The sequence below is a fragment of the Streptomyces sp. NPDC057694 genome, from assembly GCF_042799415.1.
Lineage (GTDB): Bacteria > Actinomycetota > Actinomycetes > Streptomycetales > Streptomycetaceae > Streptomyces.
This window is the reverse complement of sequence record NZ_JBHVIX010000031.1, coordinates 96,323-113,956: the sequence shown is the minus strand read 5'-3', so window position 1 is coordinate 113,956 and position 17,634 is coordinate 96,323. Positions and strand designations below refer to the sequence as shown.

The following is a 17,634-nucleotide window of genomic DNA, read 5'->3' as shown; positions in this document are numbered from 1 at the left end:
GCGCAGTTCCCCGCGCCCCTGAGATGCGCACTTCGTGCGGCATCTCATCAGGGGAAGCTGCGCGCAGCGCATGCTTCAGGGGCGCGGGGAACTGCGCGACCAGCCCCCACCGGGCCCGCACCCGACACGGAACCCCGCTACGGCAGCGCCAGCATGCGCTCAAGGGCCAGCTTCGCGAACTGTTCCGTCTCGCGGTCGACCTCGATCCGGTTCACGAGCTTCCCGTCGGCAAGGGACTCCAGCGTCCAGACCAGATGCGGCAGATCGATCCGGTTCATGGTCGAGCAGAAGCAGACCGTCTTGTCGAGGAAGACGATCTCCTTGCCCTCGGGCGCGAACCGGTTCGCGAGCCGCCGTACGAGGTTCAGCTCGGTCCCGATGGCCCACTTGGACCCGGCGGGCGCGGCCTCCAGCGCCTTGATGATGTATTCGGTCGAGCCGACCTGATCCGCCGCGGCGACGACCTCGTGCTTGCACTCGGGGTGCACCAGGACGTTCACCCCGGGTATGCGCGCCCGCACGTCCTCCACCGACTCCAGCGAGAAGCGCCCGTGCACCGAGCAGTGCCCGCGCCACAGGATCATCTTCGCGTCCCGCAGCTGCTCGGCGGTCAGCCCGCCATTGGGCTTGTGCGGGTTGTAGAGGACGCAGTCGTCCAGCGACATCCCGAGGTCACGGACGGCCGTGTTGCGCCCGAGGTGCTGATCGGGCAGGAAGAGGACCTTCTCGCCCTGCTCGAACGCCCAGTTCAGCGCGCGCTCGGCATTGGACGACGTACAGATCGTGCCGCCGTGCTTGCCGGTGAACGCCTTGATGTCGGCCGAGGAGTTCATGTACGAGACGGGCACGACGGACTCGGCGATCCCGGCCTCGGTCAGCACGTCCCAGCACTCGGCGACCTGCTCGGCGGTGGCCATGTCGGCCATCGAGCAGCCGGCCGCGAGGTCCGGCAGGACGACCTTCTGGTCGTCGCCGGTCAGGATGTCCGCGGACTCCGCCATGAAGTGCACACCGCAGAACACGATGTACTCGGCCTCGGGGCGCGCCGCGGCGTCCCGCGCCAGCTTGAAGGAGTCGCCGGTGACGTCGGCGAACTGGATGACCTCGTCGCGCTGGTAGTGGTGTCCGAGCACGAACACCTTGTCGCCGAGCTTCTCCTTGGCCGCGCGGGCGCGCTCCACCAGGTCCGGGTCGGACGGGGAGGGCAGGTCGCCGGGGCACTCCACGCCGCGCTCGCTCCGGGTGTCGGCCTCGCGGCCGAGCAGGAGCAGCGCCAGCGGAGTGGGCGACACATCCAGGTCAACGGGGGTCTGGGCCGTGGTCACGTCACGCACCCTTTCTTGAGTTCTGCAGAACACTTCTCGTCGAAATGACGCTATCTATCATACGTGCTTCACGTCAGTTTGACGACGGTGATGTCGTCGATGTGACGCAATCCGCCCCGGTCGTCCCGTGCCCCGCACGCCGGGGGTGTGCGAGCATGAAGAGAAGAAGTACGAATCCCTTGGCGGATCCGGAATGGATCCGGGCCTTTGCCGGTTGCAATGGTCGGCAAGCAGTCTCCGTACAACCCGGGAGAGATGTAGATGTCCGTATCGGACGAGACCACCACCGTCAGCGACGGCATCATCCTCAGCGACGAAGCCGCGGCCAAGGTCAAGGCGCTGCTCGACCAGGAAGGCCGTGACGACCTGGCCCTGCGTGTGGCCGTTCAGCCGGGTGGCTGCTCCGGCCTGCGCTACCAGCTCTTCTTCGACGAGCGCTCGCTCGACGGCGACGTCGTCAAGGACTTCGGCGGCGTCAAGGTCGTCACCGACCGCATGTCCGCCCCGTACCTGGGCGGCGCCTCCATCGACTTCGTCGACACCATCGAGAAGCAGGGCTTCACGATCGACAACCCGAACGCGACGGGCTCCTGCGCCTGCGGCGACTCGTTCAGCTAGACAGCACGAGCGGTTCGGCCGTCTCGAGCGACAAAGGGCTGGGGCACCCCCACGGGGGTGCCCCAGCCCTTTGTCGTGCCCGGATCCCGAAAACCTAGTCCCGAGGCGCCGGCTCGCTCCCGCCCGGCTGGTTCTTCTCCGCGACCGGTACCGAGGTCCCGTTCGTCCCCACGACCTTCCGCCCCTCCAGCGGAGCGTCCAGCGTCACCGGCAGCGTGTAGAACTTCGCCAGCTGGATGCAGACGGTCCCCTTCTTCTCGGTCCCGGTGACGCGCACGGTCACCGCCTTCCCCGACTCGTCCGCCGACGCCTTGTACGTCGCGCACACACCACCGGTGAAGTGCAGGGTCAGCTTCTTCCCCGAGGAGTCCGCGCGGTACCCCTGCACCCGCGCGTTCCGGACGTCGGAGCCCGACCCGCCCGAAGCCGAAGCGGACGCCGACGGCGCCGACGGATCCGGTGAGGCCGTCGAACTCCCCGGCGCGACCAGGTACTTCGGCGCGACCGCCGGACGGGTCACGACCATCGCCCGCTCGGCCCCCGGCTGCTCCACCGTGAACAGCCACGACGGTACGAGCACCTGCGCACCGCCGGTGGCGTACGCGGCGAGCCCGAACGTGGCATCGGTGACGCCGACCGTCGTCGACGCGGGCGGCCTCGGCGACGACGGCGTACAGCCCGAACCGCCGCTCGCGGACGGGGAGTCACCGTCCAGCGGCACCGCGCTCGCGCACGCGTCGGCCGGGACACGGCCGCCCGCCGCGGCGTCGTTCATCCCCTTCAGCGTCTCTTGCGCGCCGATCGTCGGATACGTGGCGCCCTCGGTCGGGGTCTTCAACTTCCCGCTGCCGCCGATCACTTGACCGTCGGAGCCGATCTGGATGCCGGTCGACCAGCCGTACGTCGGCAGCCCGCCCACCTCCGGATCGGCGTTCACCACCCGGGTGGCTCCCATGAGCTGCTTCGCGTCGAGCTTCGCGGTGTCCTGCCCGAGCGCCTTGAGGACGGGCGCCGCGGCCTTCTTCGCCGCCGCCTCGCTCACCGCGTCCTTCTCGCTCCCGCTGCCCACCGCGCCCGCGCACTTGGCGTCCTGCGGACACTTCCCGCCGGTCGCCGACCCCGCGTAGCGCGCGTACGTCCAGGTGCCCGGCGCCTTGCCGGTCACCTCAAGCGAGGGGCCCGAGCCGTCCGGCGCCGGTCCCAGCCGCCACGTCCCGCTCTGCAGCTTCGGCGTGCCGGCCACGTCGAGCGCCTTGGCCAGCGCCTTCACGTCGGCGGCCGTCACCGCGCCCTTCGGCCGGTACACCGCGGCCTCGTCCGGCCCGTCGGGCAGGTCACCGGAGGCCTTGTACCGCGAGCCGTTCGGATCGGGCTCGCCCGGCGCGATCCCGTTCGACGCCCCCGGGCTTCCGCCCGCGCCGTAACCGTCCAGGGCCAGCGGCGGGGGAGTGCCGTCGCCCCCGGCCCCGCCCGGGCGGCCCCCGCCGGACGCGCTCATCGCCAGGTACGTGCCACCGCCACCGGCCAGGAGGACAGCCGCCAGGGCCGAGGCGACCACCGGCGTGCGCCGCCGCCGGTGCCGATCCTGCGTCTGCTCTTCCGTGCTCACCGCATCGCTCCTTCGCCTGCCGTGTCGTATCCCGCATCCCCTCGATGGGGGACACCGGAAGGGGACAGCGATGGGACGCGGTGAAGGGGCGCGCGGTTCCCTTCCGGGCGCCGTCAGTCGTCGAAACCTGCCAGGGAGTCGACGAGACGCGCGGACGAAGCGGGCACCACGACCCCGTGGATCCCGGCCGCACCGACCACGGTGACCCGCGGTTCCTTCTCCCAGGGAGCACGCGGCAGCACCCAGTGCGGAACCATCCGGGCACAGTCGCCGCGCAGCGCCGCGAGCCCGTCCTGCGTCATGAAGGACACGTCGTAGGTCATGTACGCACCGTAGGCACGCGGCAGCTCCGGAAAAAAGACCTACTATCAGGTAGTTTCCGCACTTCAGGGCAGGGGTGCCGACCGGGTAGCGTGAACTGTCAACCGCCGCCCCTCAGGAAGCGTGTTCCCGCTGTGCGAATCGCAGTCACCGGCTCCATCGCCACCGACCACCTGATGACCTTCCCCGGCCGCTTCGCCGACCAGTTCGTCGCCGACCAGCTGCACACGGTCTCCCTCTCCTTCCTCGTCGACAATCTCGACGTGCGCCGAGGTGGCGTCGGCGCCAACATCGCCTTCGGCATGGGCCAGCTGGGCACGGGCCCCGTCCTGGTCGGCGCCGCCGGCTCCGACTTCGACGAGTACCGCGCCTGGCTCGACCGCCACGGCGTGGACACGACGTCGGTGCGGATCTCCGAGACGCTGCACACGGCCCGCTTCGTGTGCACCACGGACGCCGACCACAACCAGATCGGCTCCTTCTATACGGGCGCGATGAGCGAGGCCCGCCTCATCGAGCTGAAGACCGTCGCCGACCGGGTGGGCGGCCTCGACCTCGTCCTGATCGGCGCCGACGACCCGGAGGCGATGCTGCGGCACACCGAGGAGTGCCGCAGCCGTTCCATCCCGTTCGCCGCCGACTTCTCGCAGCAGATCGCGCGCATGGACGGCGACGAGATCCGCACCCTCCTCGACGGCGCCACGTACCTCTTCTCGAACGAGTACGAGAAGGGGCTCATCGAGTCCAAGACCGGCTGGACCGAGGCCGAGATCCTCGGCAAGGTCGGCCACCGCGTGACCACGCTCGGCGCGCGCGGCGTCCGCATCGAGCGCGTCGGCGACGAGCCGGTCGAGGTCGGCTGCCCGGACGAGGAGGCGAAGGTCGACCCGACCGGCGTCGGCGACGCCTTCCGGGCCGGCTTCCTGTCCGGTCTGTCCTGGGGCGTCTCCCTGGAGCGCGCCGCGCAGGTCGGCTGCATGCTCGCCACGCTGGTCATCGAGACCCTCGGCACCCAGGAGTACGCGCTGCGCCGGGTCCCCTTCATGGAGCGCTTCCGCAAGGCCTACGGCGACGACGCCGCCGCCGAGGTCGAGTCCTACCTCAGCTGAAGCGCCCCGTAAGGGGCGCGGGGAACTGCGCGAGCAACCACGACGAAGCCGCAGACGCGACTGCTCATGCACCGAGCAGACGCGTCTGCGGCTTTTCTATGGCTGAGCGCGCCCACGCGGCGGAGCCGCAAATCGACACAGCCCCGCGCCCCTTACGGGGCCCGACGCACGGCATAAGCCGTAGCACCGCCGGGCCGTGGTTCGGCCCCCAGATACTCGTGGCCCTGCGTGAAGCACCACGCCGGGATGTCCACGGCGGCGACCTCGTCATCGGCGATGACGGTCACCGTGCCCCCGGCCCGCACCTTGCCGATGGCGCGGGCCAGCTCGATGACGGGCTGCGGGCAGGTCATGCCCAGGGCGTCCACGGTGACGGCGTCGGCGTCACCCGGCGCCGCGGCGACCGGCGCCCCCAGCCGCTCGCGAACCTCGTGCACCACACCCGGCAGCACCTCCAGGAACCGCTCCACCTCCGACCGGGGCGTCCCGAGCGGCAGCGACACCCGTACGTTCCCCTCGCTCACCACGCCCATAGCCCGCAGCACATGGCTGGGCGTCAGCGTGCTGCTGGTGCACGACGAACCCGACGACACCGAGAAGCCGGCCCGGTCCAGGCCGTGCAGCAGGCTCTCCCCGTCCACGTACAGACACGAGAACGTCAGCAGGTGCGGCAGCCGCCGCGCCGGATCCCCGACGACCTCCACGTCCGGCACAAGGCGCGGCACCCGCGCCCGCATCAGGTCCGTCAACTCCGTCAGCCGCACCGCCTCGGCGGCGGCCTCGGCGCGGACCGCGCGCAGCGACGCCACGGCGGCCACGATGCCCGGAATGTTCTCGAACCCGGGCGCCCGCCCCGACTCGCGCTCGTCACCGGGGCCTTGGGGCGCGAACCGCACACCCTTGCGCACCACGAGCAGCCCGACCCCCGCGGGCCCGCCCCACTTGTGGGCGCTGCCCGCCAGCAGCGACCACGCGCCCGCCACCGGCCCCCACGCCAGCGACTGCGCGGCGTCCACGAACAGCGGTACGCCGGCGGCCCGGCAGCTCTCGGCGACCTCCTCGACCGGCTGCACGGTGCCCACCTCGTGGTTGGCGGACTGCAGACAGGCCAGGGCGGTGTCCTCGCGCAGCGCCTCCCGGAACGCGTCGGCGCGCACCGCGCCGGACCGCTCCACACCCACCTCGGTCACCGAACCGCCGCGTCCTTCGTGGGCCGCCGCCGAATGGAGTACGGCCGAGTGCTCCACCGCCGATACCACCAAGTGCGGTCCGACACGCCGACGTGCGGCGAGTGCGCCGCCGACCGCGGTGTGCACGGAGGCCGTGCCGGAGGGCGTGAACACCAGCTCGTCGGCCCGGCACCCGACCGCCTCGGCGGCCGCCTCCCGAGCGGCGTCGAGCAGCATCCGGGCCCGCCGCCCCTCGCGGTACAGCCGCGACGGATCGGCCCATCCCTCGTCGAGAGAGGCTTGCAGGGCCTGCCGGGCAACGGGATGCAGGGGAGCGGACGAGGCCACATCGAAGTACGACACACGCCGAGGCTAGAACCCCGAGCAAGAAGAGCGCCGCCAGGGGCGCGGGGAACTGCGCGCTCAGCCACCGCGAAAGCCGCACCCGCCCACCGGACAAATCCCCCACCCCCCAGGACGCCCCCGACCCCCCGTCAGAAACCCCCGGAGCAGCCACATCCCACCCTTCGGAGTGACCCGCGGCGCGTTAGGCACCCTCCCCGCGCGACCCCAAATAGCGTCCAGTAGGGTTTGCTCCGCATAAACATCCAAACCCCTGCCCGTGTGCCAGGGCGGCGAGCGACCAGCGAGATGGCGGCCGTAGCCAACCAAAGAGCGCGGGCGAGACTCTCGGGAAGGCGCTACGTGAGTCCCAACGGCTCCGACCGCTCGTCGCGGCGCCCGATGCGGCGGAAGCTGCCGCAGGTGCTGACTGCGGGCCTGATCCTGGTAACCGCTACCGGTTGCACATACAAGGACTTTCCTCGTCTTGGTATGCCCACCCCAGTGACGGAGGAGGGTCCCCGGATCCTCTCCCTCTGGCAGGGCTCGTGGGCGGCTGCGCTCGCCACGGGCGTGCTGGTCTGGGGGCTGATCCTGTGGTCCATCATCTTCCACAGGCGTAGCAGGACCAAGATCGAGGCTCCTGTCCAGACCCGCTACAACATGCCCATGGAAGCGCTGTTCACCACAGTGCCTCTCATCATGGTCTCGGTGCTCTTCTACTACACCGCCCGCGACGAGTCGAAGCTTCTCCAGCTCGACGACAAGCCGGCGCACACAGTCAACGTCGTGGGCTACCAGTGGAGCTGGGGCTTCAACTACGTCGAGAACGTGCCCGGTGTCGAGGGCGACGCGAAGACCTCCAAGGAGCTCTCGGCGATCCCCGACCGCTTCAAGAAGGACTTCCCGGCGAATGCCGGCGGCGTCTACGAGGTCGGCACCCCCGGTACGCGGAACCCGCAGACCAACAACCCCGGTCCGACCCTCTGGCTCCCCAAGGGCGAGAAGGTTCGCTTCGTCCTCACTTCGCGTGACGTCATCCACTCCTTCTGGGTGGTGCCGTTCCTGATGAAGATGGACGTCATCCCGGGCCACACCAACTCCTTCGAGGTGACCCCCAACAAGGAGGGGACCTTCCTGGGCAAGTGTGCCGAGCTCTGCGGCGTCGACCACTCCCGGATGCTGTTCAACGTGAAGGTCGTCTCTCCGGAGAAGTACGAGCAGCACCTCAAGGACCTCGCCAAGAAGGGGCAGACCGGTTACGTCCCGTCTGGCATCGCCCAGACGGAACACGAGAAGAACCGGGAGACGAACAACCTGTGAGCATCCTCAATGAACCCCAGGGTGCCGCCGCAGCTGATGACTCCTACGAGGACGAGCTGCCGGTTCGGCCCAAGCGCCCCGGCGCGACGGTGATCAAGTGGCTGACCACCACTGACCACAAGACGATCGGCACGCTCTACCTGGTCACGTCGTTCGCGTTCTTCTGCATCGGCGGTCTGATGGCGCTCTTCATGCGCGCCGAGCTGGCCCGTCCCGGCACGCAGATCATGTCGAACGAGCAGTTCAACCAGGCGTTCACGATGCACGGCACGATCATGCTGCTGATGTTCGCGACGCCGCTGTTCGCGGGCTTCGCGAACTGGATCATGCCGCTGCAGATCGGTGCCCCCGACGTCGCGTTCCCGCGACTGAACATGTTCGCCTACTGGCTGTACCTGTTCGGCTCGCTGATCGCGGTGGGTGGCTTCCTCACCCCGCAGGGCGCGGCCGACTTCGGCTGGTTCGCCTACAGCCCGCTGTCGGACGCCGTCCGCTCGCCGGGCATCGGCGCCGACATGTGGATCATGGGTCTGGCCTTCTCCGGCTTCGGCACGATCCTCGGCTCGGTCAACTTCATCACCACCATCATCTGCATGCGCGCTCCCGGCATGACGATGTTCCGCATGCCGATCTTCGTGTGGAACGTGCTGCTGACCGGTGTGCTGGTCCTGCTGGCCTTCCCGGTCCTCGCGGCCGCGCTGTTCGCCCTGGAGGCGGACCGCAAGTTCGGGGCCCATGTATTCGATGCCGCGAATGGCGGCGCGTTGCTATGGCAACACCTCTTCTGGTTCTTCGGACACCCAGAGGTGTACATCATCGCTCTGCCATTCTTCGGAATCGTCTCCGAAGTGATTCCAGTGTTCTCACGCAAGCCGATGTTCGGCTACACCAGCCTCATCGGCGCGACCATCGCCATCGGTGGTCTCTCCGTGACCGTGTGGGCGCACCACATGTATGTCACCGGTGGCGTGCTACTGCCGTTCTTCTCCTTCATGACGTTCCTCATCGCCGTGCCAACAGGCGTGAAGTTCTTCAACTGGATCGGAACGATGTGGAAGGGCTCACTGTCCTTCGAGACACCGATGCTCTGGGCGATCGGCTTCCTGATCACCTTCACCTTCGGTGGTCTGACCGGTGTCATCCTGGCGGCCCCGCCGCTGGACTTCCACATCTCCGACTCGTACTTCGTGGTGGCGCACTTCCACTACGTCGTCTTCGGAACGGTCGTCTTCGCGATGTTCGCCGGCTTCCACTTCTGGTGGCCGAAGTTCACCGGCAAGATGCTGGACGAGCGGCTCGGCAAGATCACGTTCTGGACGCTGTTCTGCGGCTTCCACGGCACGTTCCTGGTGCAGCACTGGCTGGGCGTCGAGGGCATGCCGCGTCGTTACGCGGACTACCTCGCGGCCGACGGCTTCACCGCTCTGAACACGATCTCGACGATCTCCTCGTTCGTGCTCGGTCTGTCGATCCTGCCGTTCTTCTACAACGTGTGGAAGACCGCCAAGTACGGCAAGAAGATCGAGGTCGACGACCCGTGGGGCTACGGCCGTTCGCTCGAGTGGGCCACCTCCTGCCCGCCGCCGCGGCACAACTTCCTCACCCTGCCGCGCATCCGTTCGGAATCGCCGGCGTTCGACCTGCATCACCCTGAGATCGCGGCCCTCGACCAGCTGGAGAACGCTGGACACGGGGCCAAGGGCGACACCGCCCTCGCTGGCGGCAAGGAGGCCGGCAAGTGAAGGTCCAAGGCAAGATGTTCATCTGGCTGAGCCTCTTCGTCCTGATCATGGCCGGTGTCTACGGCGTGTGGTCGAAGGAGCCGGCCGGTACGACGGCGCTCTTCCTGGCGTTCGGCCTGTGCATCATGATCGGCTACTACCTGGCCTTCACGGCCCGGCGGGTCGACACCGGTGCGCAGGACAACAAGGAGGCAGACGTCGCGGACGACGCCGGCGAGGTGGGCTTCTTCAGCCCGCACTCCTGGCAGCCGCTCTCCCTGGCCGTCGGTGGCGCGCTCGCCTTCCTGGGCGTCGTCTTCGGCTGGTGGCTGCTGTACTTCGCCAGCCCCGTGATCCTGTTCGGCCTGTGGGGCTGGGTCTTCGAGTACTACCGCGGCGAGAACCAGAACCAGTAGCACCGCACGTGTTCTGAACTGTCGTACGTGAAGGGCCCGGACACTCCTGAGGGAGCGTCCGGGCCCTTCCGTGTGTCCGACATGCCCCGTGCGGCCCAATCACCGTGCCGGACCTGATGAACCTTCATACGGTTCTGTTCATGAACCACTCACCGCGCATCCGTACGGTTCTGGGCTGCACGCTCGTCGTGGCGGCCCTCGGTGCGGGCCTCACGGCCTGCGGCAGCTCCTCGCACCCGCTCTCCGCCACGCCGTACGACGCGGCGGGCCAGATCGCCTTCAGCGGGCCCGTGGGAGCCAAGAAGGCGGATCCGGACAAGCCGCTGGAAGTCACCGCACAGGGCGACGAGACGCGCATCACCGATGTGACGGCCACGGACGCCATGGGGCGCTACGTCGCGGGCGAACTCACCGCCGACGGCCGCCGGTGGCACTCCACGGCTCCGCTGGCCGCAGAGGCCCAGTACACGGTCCGCGTCTCCACCGAGGACGAGGACGGGGCACCCGGCCGCAAGGTCCTCACCTTCGAGACCGGCAACCCGTCCAAGGAGAAGGCCCTCAAGGTCACCTTCGGTCCCGACGCGGGCAAGTACGGCGTGGGCCAGCCCCTGGTCGCCGAGCTGAACAAGCCCATCAAGGACAAGAAGGCCCGCGCCATCGTGGAGCGCGCCCTGAAGGTCGACTCCAAGCCCGCCGTGGACGGCTCCTGGTACTGGGTGGACAGCAAGGAACTGCACTTCCGCCCCAAGGAGTACTGGCCCGCCCACGCCACGATCACCGCCCGCAGCAATCTGCAGGGCATCAAGGTCACCGACCGGCTGTGGGGCGGCAAGTCCAAGCCGCTGACCATCACCACCGGCGACAAGATGGTCGCCATCACCGACGCCGGCTCGCACTACATGACGGTCTACCGCAACGGGGAGGAGATCAACTCCATCCCGATCACCACCGGCAAGCCCGGCTTCGAGACCCGCAACGGCACCAAGGTCGTGCTCGGCCAGGAGTACTACGTCCGGATGCGCGGCACCAGCATCGGCATCGCGGACGGCTCGTCGGACTCGTACGACCTGCCCGTGTACTACGCCACCCGGGTCACATGGAGCGGTGAATATGTGCACGCCGCGCCGTGGTCCACCGGCTCCCAGGGCGCCGCGAACGTCAGCCACGGCTGCACCGGCATGAGCACGGGGAACGCCGAGTGGTTCTTCGACACCTTCCGCAAGGGTGACGTCGTCAAGGTCGTCAACAGCTACGGCGAGGACATGGACCCGTTCGGCAACGGCTTCGGGGACTGGAACCTCGGCTGGAAGGAATGGGGCAAGGGCAGCGCCCTGAACACCACGGACACGCCCGGCCCGGCGCAGCAGGCGCGGCTCAGCCCGCAGCTCTGAACACGCCGGATGTGAGACTTCCGACTCCCGTACGCGGTCCGCGCACGGGAGTCGGCGCGTGTCAGGCCCCGACGGCGAGCCGTGCGCGCAGCAGAGAGGCCAGCGCGTCGGCGAACTCGACCGGTTCGACCGGAAGCGTCACCGCGGCGTCCGCGCGGCTCCACGTGGCCAGCCAGGCGTCCTGCGGGCGGCCGATCAGGAGCAGCACCGGCGGGCAGCGGAAGACCTCGTCCTTGATCTGCCGGCAGACCCCCATGCCCCCGGCCGGAACGGCCTCGCCGTCCAGCACGCACACGTCGATCCCGCCCCGGTCCAGCTCCTTCAGGACCGCGGGAAGCGTCGCGCACTCGATGAACTGGACCTCGGGGGCATCGGATGCGGGCCTGCGGCCGGTCGCGAGCCGGACCTGCTCGCGGGTGTTCGCGTCGTCGCTGTAGACCAGAACCGTCGCGGTCGACTGCATCGTTCCTCCGAGACATCGTCGTCATGGGGCATCTGTACGGCGTCGTTGGCGCGGAGCCTACTCCTCCCGACACCCCGTCAACACCGGTTCGCACACGCCTCCGATGGGCCATATGGGCTGGACACACCCCCCAGACACTCCGAACGGCACCCCCCGGAGTGAGGGCGAGATAAGCGACCGACATAATGTCGGTCGTGGCGACAGCAACGACAGTAGAAACCGGGCACGCGCACCCGTCGGTCAATCGACCGAACCTCACCAGCGTCGGAACCATCATCTGGCTGAGTTCCGAGCTGATGTTCTTCGCGGCCCTCTTCGCGATGTACTTCACCCTGCGATCGGTGACAGGACCGGATCACTGGAAGGAAATGGCGTCCAGCCTGAACCTTCCGTTCTCCGCGACGAACACCACGATCCTGGTGCTCTCCTCTCTGACCTGCCAGCTCGGCGTCTTTGCCGCCGAGCGCGGGGACGTGAAGAAGCTCAGAATGTGGTTCATCGTCACCTTCATCATGGGTGCGATCTTCATCGGCGGTCAGGTCTTCGAGTACACCGAGCTGGTCAAGAAGGACGGGCTTTCGCTCTCGTCCGACCCGTACGGCTCGGTGTTCTACCTGACCACCGGCTTCCACGGCATGCACGTGACAGGTGGCCTCATCGCCTTCCTGTTCGTCCTCGGCAGGACGTACGCGGCCCGGAAGTTCACTCACGAACAGGCGACCGCGGCCATCGTCGTGTCCTACTACTGGCACTTCGTCGATGTCGTATGGATCGGCCTCTTCGCCACGATCTACCTGATCAAGTAGTTCGCAGATCGCAGCATCGGGCGAAGCACCCGAAACATTCCCGCAGCACCGACGCAGAAGATCCTGACACCGGGGTAATCCGTGAAAAAGCTCTCCGCACGACGACGCCATCCGCTGGCGGCGGTCGTCGTCCTACTCCTCGCGCTGGCGGCCACCGGGGGGCTCTACGCCGCGTTCGCGCCCGCGGACAAGGCGCAGGCCGATGAAACCGCCCAGTCCCTCGCCATCGACGAGGGCAAGAAGCTCTACTCCGTCGGCTGCGCCAGCTGCCACGGAACCGGCGGTCAGGGCACCACCGACGGGCCGAGCCTCGTGGGCGTCGGCTCCGCCGCCGTCGACTTCCAGGTCGGCACCGGGCGCATGCCTGCCCAGCAGCCGGGCGCGCAGGTCCCGAAGAAGAAGGTCATCTACTCGCAGGCCGAGATCGACCAGCTCGCCGCGTACATCGCCTCCCTCGGCGCCGGTCCGGTCTCGCCGACCAAGGAGGACTACGACCCGAGCGGGGCGGACGTCGCCAAGGGCGGCGAACTGTTCCGCACGAACTGCGCCCAGTGCCACAACTTCACCGGTGAAGGTGGCGCACTGACGCACGGCAAGTTCGCGCCGAGCCTCGAGGGCGTCAGCCCGAAGCACATCTACGAGGCCATGCAGACCGGCCCGCAGAACATGCCGTCCTTCCCGGACACGACGATGACCAAGCAGAACAAGAAGGACATCATCGCGTACCTCGACGCGGTCAACGGTGACAAGTCCGAGAGCCCCGGTGGTCTCAAGCTGGGCGGGCTCGGCCCGGTCAGCGAGGGTCTGTTCGCCTGGATCTTCGGTCTCGGCGCCCTGATCGCCGTCGCCATCTGGGTTGCCGCTCGGACCGCAAAGGCCAAGAAGTCATGAGTAGCCAAGACATTCCAGAAGAGAACCTGCCCGAAGAGCAGGGTGACGGACACGGGTCCGTCGAGCCGACGAAGGACAACCCCTTCGCCGACCCGGGCCTGCCCCCGCACGAGCACCGGATCCAGGACATCGACGAGCGGGCCGCCCGGCGGTCCGAGCGTGTCGTGGCGATGCTGTTCACGATCTCGATGCTGGCCACCATCGGCTTCATCGCGTCCTACGTGACCATCGGCGCCCACACGAGCGTCTACATCTTCCCGCTGGGGCACATCAGCGCCCTCAACTTCGCCCTGGGCACGACCCTGGGCGTGGCGCTGTTCTGCATCGGCGCGGGCGCGGTCCACTGGGCCCGCACCCTGATGTCGGACGTCGAGGTCGCTTCCGAGCGTCACCCGATCGAGGCCGAGCCCGAGGTCAAGGCCCAGGTTCTGGCCGACTTCGCGGACGGTGCGCGGGAGTCGCAGTTCGGCCGGCGCAAGCTGATCCGCAACACGATGTTCGGCGCGCTGGCCCTGGTGCCGCTCTCCGGCGTCGTCCTGCTGCGCGACCTCGGCCCGCTGCCCGAGAAGAAGCTGCGCACCACGGCCTGGAAGAAGGGCCTGAAGCTCGTCAACATGAACACGGACGAGCCGCTGCGCGCTTCGGACATCGCGGTCGGCTCGCTCACCTTCGCCAAGCCCGAGGGCCTGGAGGAGCACGACGAGGACTTCCAGAAGGAGATCGCCAAGGCGGCTCTGATGCTCGTCCGCATCCAGCCGGACAACATCAAGGACAAGCAGGAGCTCGAGTGGTCGCACGAAGGTGTGGTCGCGTACTCGAAGATCTGCACCCACGTCGGTTGCCCGATCTCCCTGTACGAGCAGCAGACGCACCACGTGCTCTGCCCCTGTCACCAGTCCACCTTCGACCTCTCCGACGGTGCGCGGGTGATCTTCGGCCCCGCCGGACACGCGCTGCCGCAGCTGCACATCGCCGTCGATGACGAGGGTTACCTCGTGGCGCAGGGCGACTTCGCGGAGCCCGTCGGTCCTGCCTTCTGGGAGCGCGGATGAGTACTGAACCCACGAACGACGCGCCTTCTCGCGAGAAGGCACCGGCCGGCGAGCGTGTGGCCGACTGGGCGGACGGACGCCTCGGGATCTACTCCCTGGCCAAGTCCAACATGCGCAAGATCTTTCCGGACCACTGGTCCTTCATGCTCGGCGAGATCTGCATGTACAGCTTCATCATCATCATCCTCACGGGTGTGTACCTGACGCTGTTCTTCCACCCGTCGATGAACGAGGTGGAGTACCACGGCAGCTACATCCCGCTGCAGGGTCAGCTGATGTCCGAGGCGTTCAACTCGACCATGCACATCTCCTTCGATGTGCGCGGTGGTCTGCTGATCCGGCAGATCCACCACTGGGCCGCGCTGATCTTCCTCGCCGGCATGTTCGTGCACATGATGCGCGTGTTCTTCACGGGTGCGTTCCGCAAGCCCCGTGAGGTCAACTGGCTGTTCGGCTTCCTGCTGTTCGTCCTGGGCATGTTCACCGGTTTCACCGGTTACTCGCTCCCGGACGACCTGCTCTCCGGCACCGGTGTCCGCTTCATGGAGGGCGCGGTCCTGTCCGTGCCGATCGTCGGCACGTACCTGTCGTTCTTCCTCTTCGGCGGCGAGTTCCCGGGCGGCGACTTCGTCGCGCGGTTCTACTCGGTCCACATCCTGCTGCTGCCCGGCATCATGCTCGGCCTGATGGTGGCCCACCTGATCCTGGTCTTCTACCACAAGCACACGCAGTTCGCGGGTGCCGGAAAGACCGAGAAGAACGTCGTCGGCATGCCGCTGCTCCCGGTCTACATGGCCAAGGCGGGTGGCTTCTTCTTCCTGGTCTTCGGTGTCATCGCGATCGTCGCGGCGATCGCCTCGATCAACCCGATCTGGGCCATCGGCCCGTACCGTCCGGACCAGGTGTCCACCGGTGCGCAGCCCGACTGGTACATGGGCTTCTCCGAAGGCCTGATCCGTGTCATGCCGGGCTGGGAGATCAACCTCTGGGGTCACACGCTCGTCCTGGGTGTGTTCATCCCGCTGGTGATCTTCCCGCTGGTCCTGGTCGCGATCGCGGTCTACCCGTTCATCGAGTCCTGGGTCACCGGCGACAAGCGCGAGCACCACATCCTGGACCGCCCGCGCAACGCGCCGACGCGTACCGCCTTCGGCGCCGCGTGGATCTCCTGGTACTTCGTGCTGATGATCGGTGGTGGCAACGACCTCTGGGCCACGCACTTCCACCTGTCGATCAACGCGATCACCTGGTTCGTCCGCATCAGCTTCTTCGTGATGCCGGTCGTGGTCTTCATCGCCACCAAGCGGATCTGCCTCGGCCTCCAGCGCCGCGACAAGGACAAGGTGCTGCACGGACGCGAGTCCGGCATCATCAAGCGCCTGCCGCACGGTGAGTTCGTCGAGGTCCACCAGCCGCTCGACTCCGAGGCACTGCACACGCTCACCGCGCACGAGCAGTACCAGCCCGTCGAGATCGGCCCCGAGGTCGACGAGAACGGTGTGGAGCGCAAGGTGTCGCGCCTGCAGAAGACGCGCGCCAAGCTGTCGAAGGGCTACTACGGGGAGAACAACCAGATCCCCAAGCCCACCGTCGAGGAGTACAAGGAGATCACCAGCGGCCACGGCCACCACTGATCTCTGAGGTTCTGCCTCAGACACTGTTCGCCACGGCAAGAGCCCTCGTCCAGGCACTGGACGGGGGCTCTTTGCCGTCTTCGTACCTCGATAAGGTGGGTCCGTTCCCTATCGAGCGTCACGTCTTACGGACAACACCACAGGAGCGGCCATGAGCGCTTTGACCCCCGCTGGAGGCGACACCGCGGCGGGCCGTTCCTGGCCCAGTGTGCTGAACGGCCTGCTGGAGGGGCACGACCAGAGCGCCGACGACACCGCGTGGGCGATGGACCGCATCATGAGCGGCGAGGCGACCGACGCCCAGATCGCGGCCTTCGTGGTCGCGCTGCGCGCCAAGGGCGAGACGGTCGAGGAGATCACCGGACTGGTCCGCGCCATGTACGAGCACGCCAACACCATCGAGGTGCCCGGCGAGAGCGTCGACATCGTCGGGACGGGCGGCGACGGCGCGAAGACCGTCAACATCTCCACCATGTCCGCCATCGTGATCGCGGGCACGGGGACCAAGGTCGTCAAGCACGGCAACCGCGCGGCCTCGTCCGCCTCCGGCTCCTCGGACGTGCTGGAGAAGCTGGGCGTCAATCTGGACCTGACGCCGGCCCGCGTGCCCCAGGTGGCCGAGGAGGCGGGCATCACCTTCTGCTTCGCGGTCAAGTTCCATCCGGCGCTGAGGTACGCGGGCGCGGCCCGCGGCCAGATCGGCATCCGTACGGTGTTCAACCTGCTCGGCCCGCTGACCAACCCGGCTCGGGTGAAGGCACAGGCCGTCGGGGTCGCCGATCCGCGGATGGCGCCGGTGGTCGCCGGGGTCTTCGCCGAGCGCGGCAACTCCTCGCTGGTCTTCCGCGGCGACGACGGGCTCGACGAGCTGACCATCACCGGCACCTCCCGGGTCTGGGTGGTGCGCGACGGAGCCGTGCGCGAGGAGGTCTTCGACCCGCGCGACGTCGGCATCGAGCCGGTCGGCATCGAGGCGCTGCGCGGCGGCGACCCGTCGTTCAACGCCGAGGTCGCCCGGCGGATCCTCGACGGGGAGCGGGGGCCGGTGCGGGACGCCGTGCTGCTGAACTCCGCCGCCGCGCTCGTCGCCGTACGCCCCGGAAGCGGCACGCTCGCCGAGCAGATCGCGGCCGGCATGGAGCGGGCCGCCGAGTCGATCGACTCCGGCGCCGCGAAGGCGACCCTGGAGCGGTGGGTCGTCGCCAGCAACCGCTGAGTGTGACGCAGGGCGCAGTCCGACTCGTCTCAGGAGGTGGACTGCGCCCTTGCCGTATGCGGAACGTATGGCAGGATGCTTTTCAAGGTCATGAGTGACAGCGATCGAGGCCCCAGCCCGCTGTCCGGCAACCCTCCGTCCGTGGCGGGGTGCCCTGGGTGAAGACCAGGCCGTAGGCAGCGAGGTCTATGGCAAGCGCGGACCCCTGCACACCCTGGGGTCCTGGTC

The 17,634-nt window shown here is 68.1% G+C and carries 16 protein-coding genes and 1 riboswitch; of the genes, 11 read left to right on the top strand and 5 right to left on the bottom strand.

Annotation, left to right across the window (positions count from 1 at the left end):
* Positions 1-137: 137 nt before the first annotated feature.
* A complete protein-coding gene (gene nadA, locus ACFVDP_RS39275) occupies positions 138-1,325 on the bottom strand; it encodes a quinolinate synthase NadA (protein WP_383501028.1) in 1,188 nt (395 codons plus the stop codon).
* A gap of 261 nt (positions 1,326-1,586) precedes the next feature.
* On the opposite strand from nadA, the gene ACFVDP_RS39270 reads away from it, so the two are divergent.
* The gene (locus ACFVDP_RS39270) at positions 1,587-1,943 is read left to right on the top strand and encodes an iron-sulfur cluster assembly accessory protein (RefSeq protein WP_111661853.1); all 357 of its coding nucleotides are present in this window, start codon (positions 1,587-1,589) and stop codon (positions 1,941-1,943) included.
* Between the two features lie 94 nt (positions 1,944-2,037).
* On the opposite strand, the gene ACFVDP_RS39265 is transcribed toward ACFVDP_RS39270, so the two are convergent.
* Together ACFVDP_RS39265 and ACFVDP_RS39260 are read right to left on the bottom strand one after the other, a co-directional pair.
* Complete coding sequence (locus tag ACFVDP_RS39265) at positions 2,038-3,552, bottom strand: hypothetical protein (protein WP_383501025.1); 1,515 nt, start codon at positions 3,550-3,552, stop codon at positions 2,038-2,040.
* Positions 3,553-3,665: 113 nt separating this feature from the next.
* A complete protein-coding gene (locus ACFVDP_RS39260; RefSeq protein WP_383501022.1) occupies positions 3,666-3,875 on the bottom strand; it encodes a hypothetical protein in 210 nt (69 codons plus the stop codon).
* A 132-nt stretch (positions 3,876-4,007) separates the two neighbouring features.
* On the opposite strand from ACFVDP_RS39260, the gene ACFVDP_RS39255 reads away from it, so the two are divergent.
* Positions 4,008-4,982, top strand: a complete 975-nt coding sequence (locus tag ACFVDP_RS39255; RefSeq protein ID WP_383501020.1) for a carbohydrate kinase family protein — start codon at positions 4,008-4,010, stop codon at positions 4,980-4,982.
* 152 nt (positions 4,983-5,134) lie between these two features.
* Here the strand turns inward: ACFVDP_RS39255 and ACFVDP_RS39250 are convergent, their stop codons facing one another.
* Positions 5,135-6,514: a cysteine desulfurase/sulfurtransferase TusA family protein gene (locus tag ACFVDP_RS39250; RefSeq protein ID WP_383501017.1), complete on the bottom strand. Its 1,380-nt coding sequence runs from the start codon at positions 6,512-6,514 to the stop codon at positions 5,135-5,137.
* A gap of 342 nt (positions 6,515-6,856) precedes the next feature.
* On the opposite strand from ACFVDP_RS39250, the gene coxB reads away from it, so the two are divergent.
* The 4 genes from coxB (at position 6,857) to ACFVDP_RS39230 (ending at position 11,344) form a co-directional block, all read left to right on the top strand.
* Entirely contained in the window at positions 6,857-7,816 is a 960-nt protein-coding gene (gene coxB, locus ACFVDP_RS39245) for a cytochrome c oxidase subunit II (protein WP_383501014.1), read from the top strand.
* Positions 7,813-9,558, top strand: a complete 1,746-nt coding sequence (ctaD, locus tag ACFVDP_RS39240) for a cytochrome c oxidase subunit I (protein ID WP_383501012.1) — start codon at positions 7,813-7,815, stop codon at positions 9,556-9,558. The genes coxB and ctaD overlap by 4 nt, the downstream gene beginning before the upstream one ends.
* Positions 9,555-9,953 (top strand): cytochrome c oxidase subunit 4, encoded by a 399-nt coding sequence (locus ACFVDP_RS39235; protein ID WP_383501009.1) that lies wholly within the window; start codon positions 9,555-9,557, stop codon positions 9,951-9,953. Before ctaD ends, ACFVDP_RS39235 begins: the two co-directional genes overlap by 4 nt.
* Before the next feature lie 140 nt (positions 9,954-10,093).
* On the top strand, positions 10,094-11,344 hold the full coding sequence (locus ACFVDP_RS39230; protein WP_383501006.1) for an Ig-like domain-containing protein: 1,251 nt from the start codon (positions 10,094-10,096) through the stop codon (positions 11,342-11,344).
* A gap of 61 nt (positions 11,345-11,405) precedes the next feature.
* Here the strand turns inward: ACFVDP_RS39230 and ACFVDP_RS39225 are convergent, their stop codons facing one another.
* Positions 11,406-11,807, bottom strand: a complete 402-nt coding sequence (locus tag ACFVDP_RS39225; RefSeq protein ID WP_383501004.1) for a hypothetical protein — start codon at positions 11,805-11,807, stop codon at positions 11,406-11,408.
* A gap of 185 nt (positions 11,808-11,992) precedes the next feature.
* Here ACFVDP_RS39225 and ACFVDP_RS39220 point away from each other — a divergent pair, with 185 nt between their 5' ends.
* The 5 genes from ACFVDP_RS39220 to trpD all read left to right on the top strand — a co-directional run bounded on the left by ACFVDP_RS39220 (position 11,993) and on the right by trpD (position 17,406).
* Positions 11,993-12,613: a heme-copper oxidase subunit III gene (locus tag ACFVDP_RS39220; protein ID WP_026246331.1), complete on the top strand. Its 621-nt coding sequence runs from the start codon at positions 11,993-11,995 to the stop codon at positions 12,611-12,613.
* 81 nt (positions 12,614-12,694) lie between these two features.
* On the top strand, positions 12,695-13,504 hold the full coding sequence (locus ACFVDP_RS39215) for a c-type cytochrome (protein WP_383501001.1): 810 nt from the start codon (positions 12,695-12,697) through the stop codon (positions 13,502-13,504).
* On the top strand, positions 13,501-14,556 hold the full coding sequence (locus tag ACFVDP_RS39210; protein WP_383500998.1) for a Rieske 2Fe-2S domain-containing protein: 1,056 nt from the start codon (positions 13,501-13,503) through the stop codon (positions 14,554-14,556). The genes ACFVDP_RS39215 and ACFVDP_RS39210 overlap by 4 nt, the downstream gene beginning before the upstream one ends.
* Entirely contained in the window at positions 14,553-16,190 is a 1,638-nt protein-coding gene (locus ACFVDP_RS39205) for a cytochrome bc complex cytochrome b subunit (protein ID WP_383500995.1), read from the top strand. The genes ACFVDP_RS39210 and ACFVDP_RS39205 overlap by 4 nt, the downstream gene beginning before the upstream one ends.
* A 151-nt stretch (positions 16,191-16,341) precedes the next feature.
* Positions 16,342-17,406: an anthranilate phosphoribosyltransferase gene (gene trpD, locus ACFVDP_RS39200; protein ID WP_383500992.1), complete on the top strand. Its 1,065-nt coding sequence runs from the start codon at positions 16,342-16,344 to the stop codon at positions 17,404-17,406.
* Positions 17,407-17,492: 86 nt separating this feature from the next.
* A riboswitch (SAM riboswitch) is annotated at positions 17,493-17,610 on the top strand.
* The last annotated feature ends 24 nt before the right edge of the window (positions 17,611-17,634 follow it).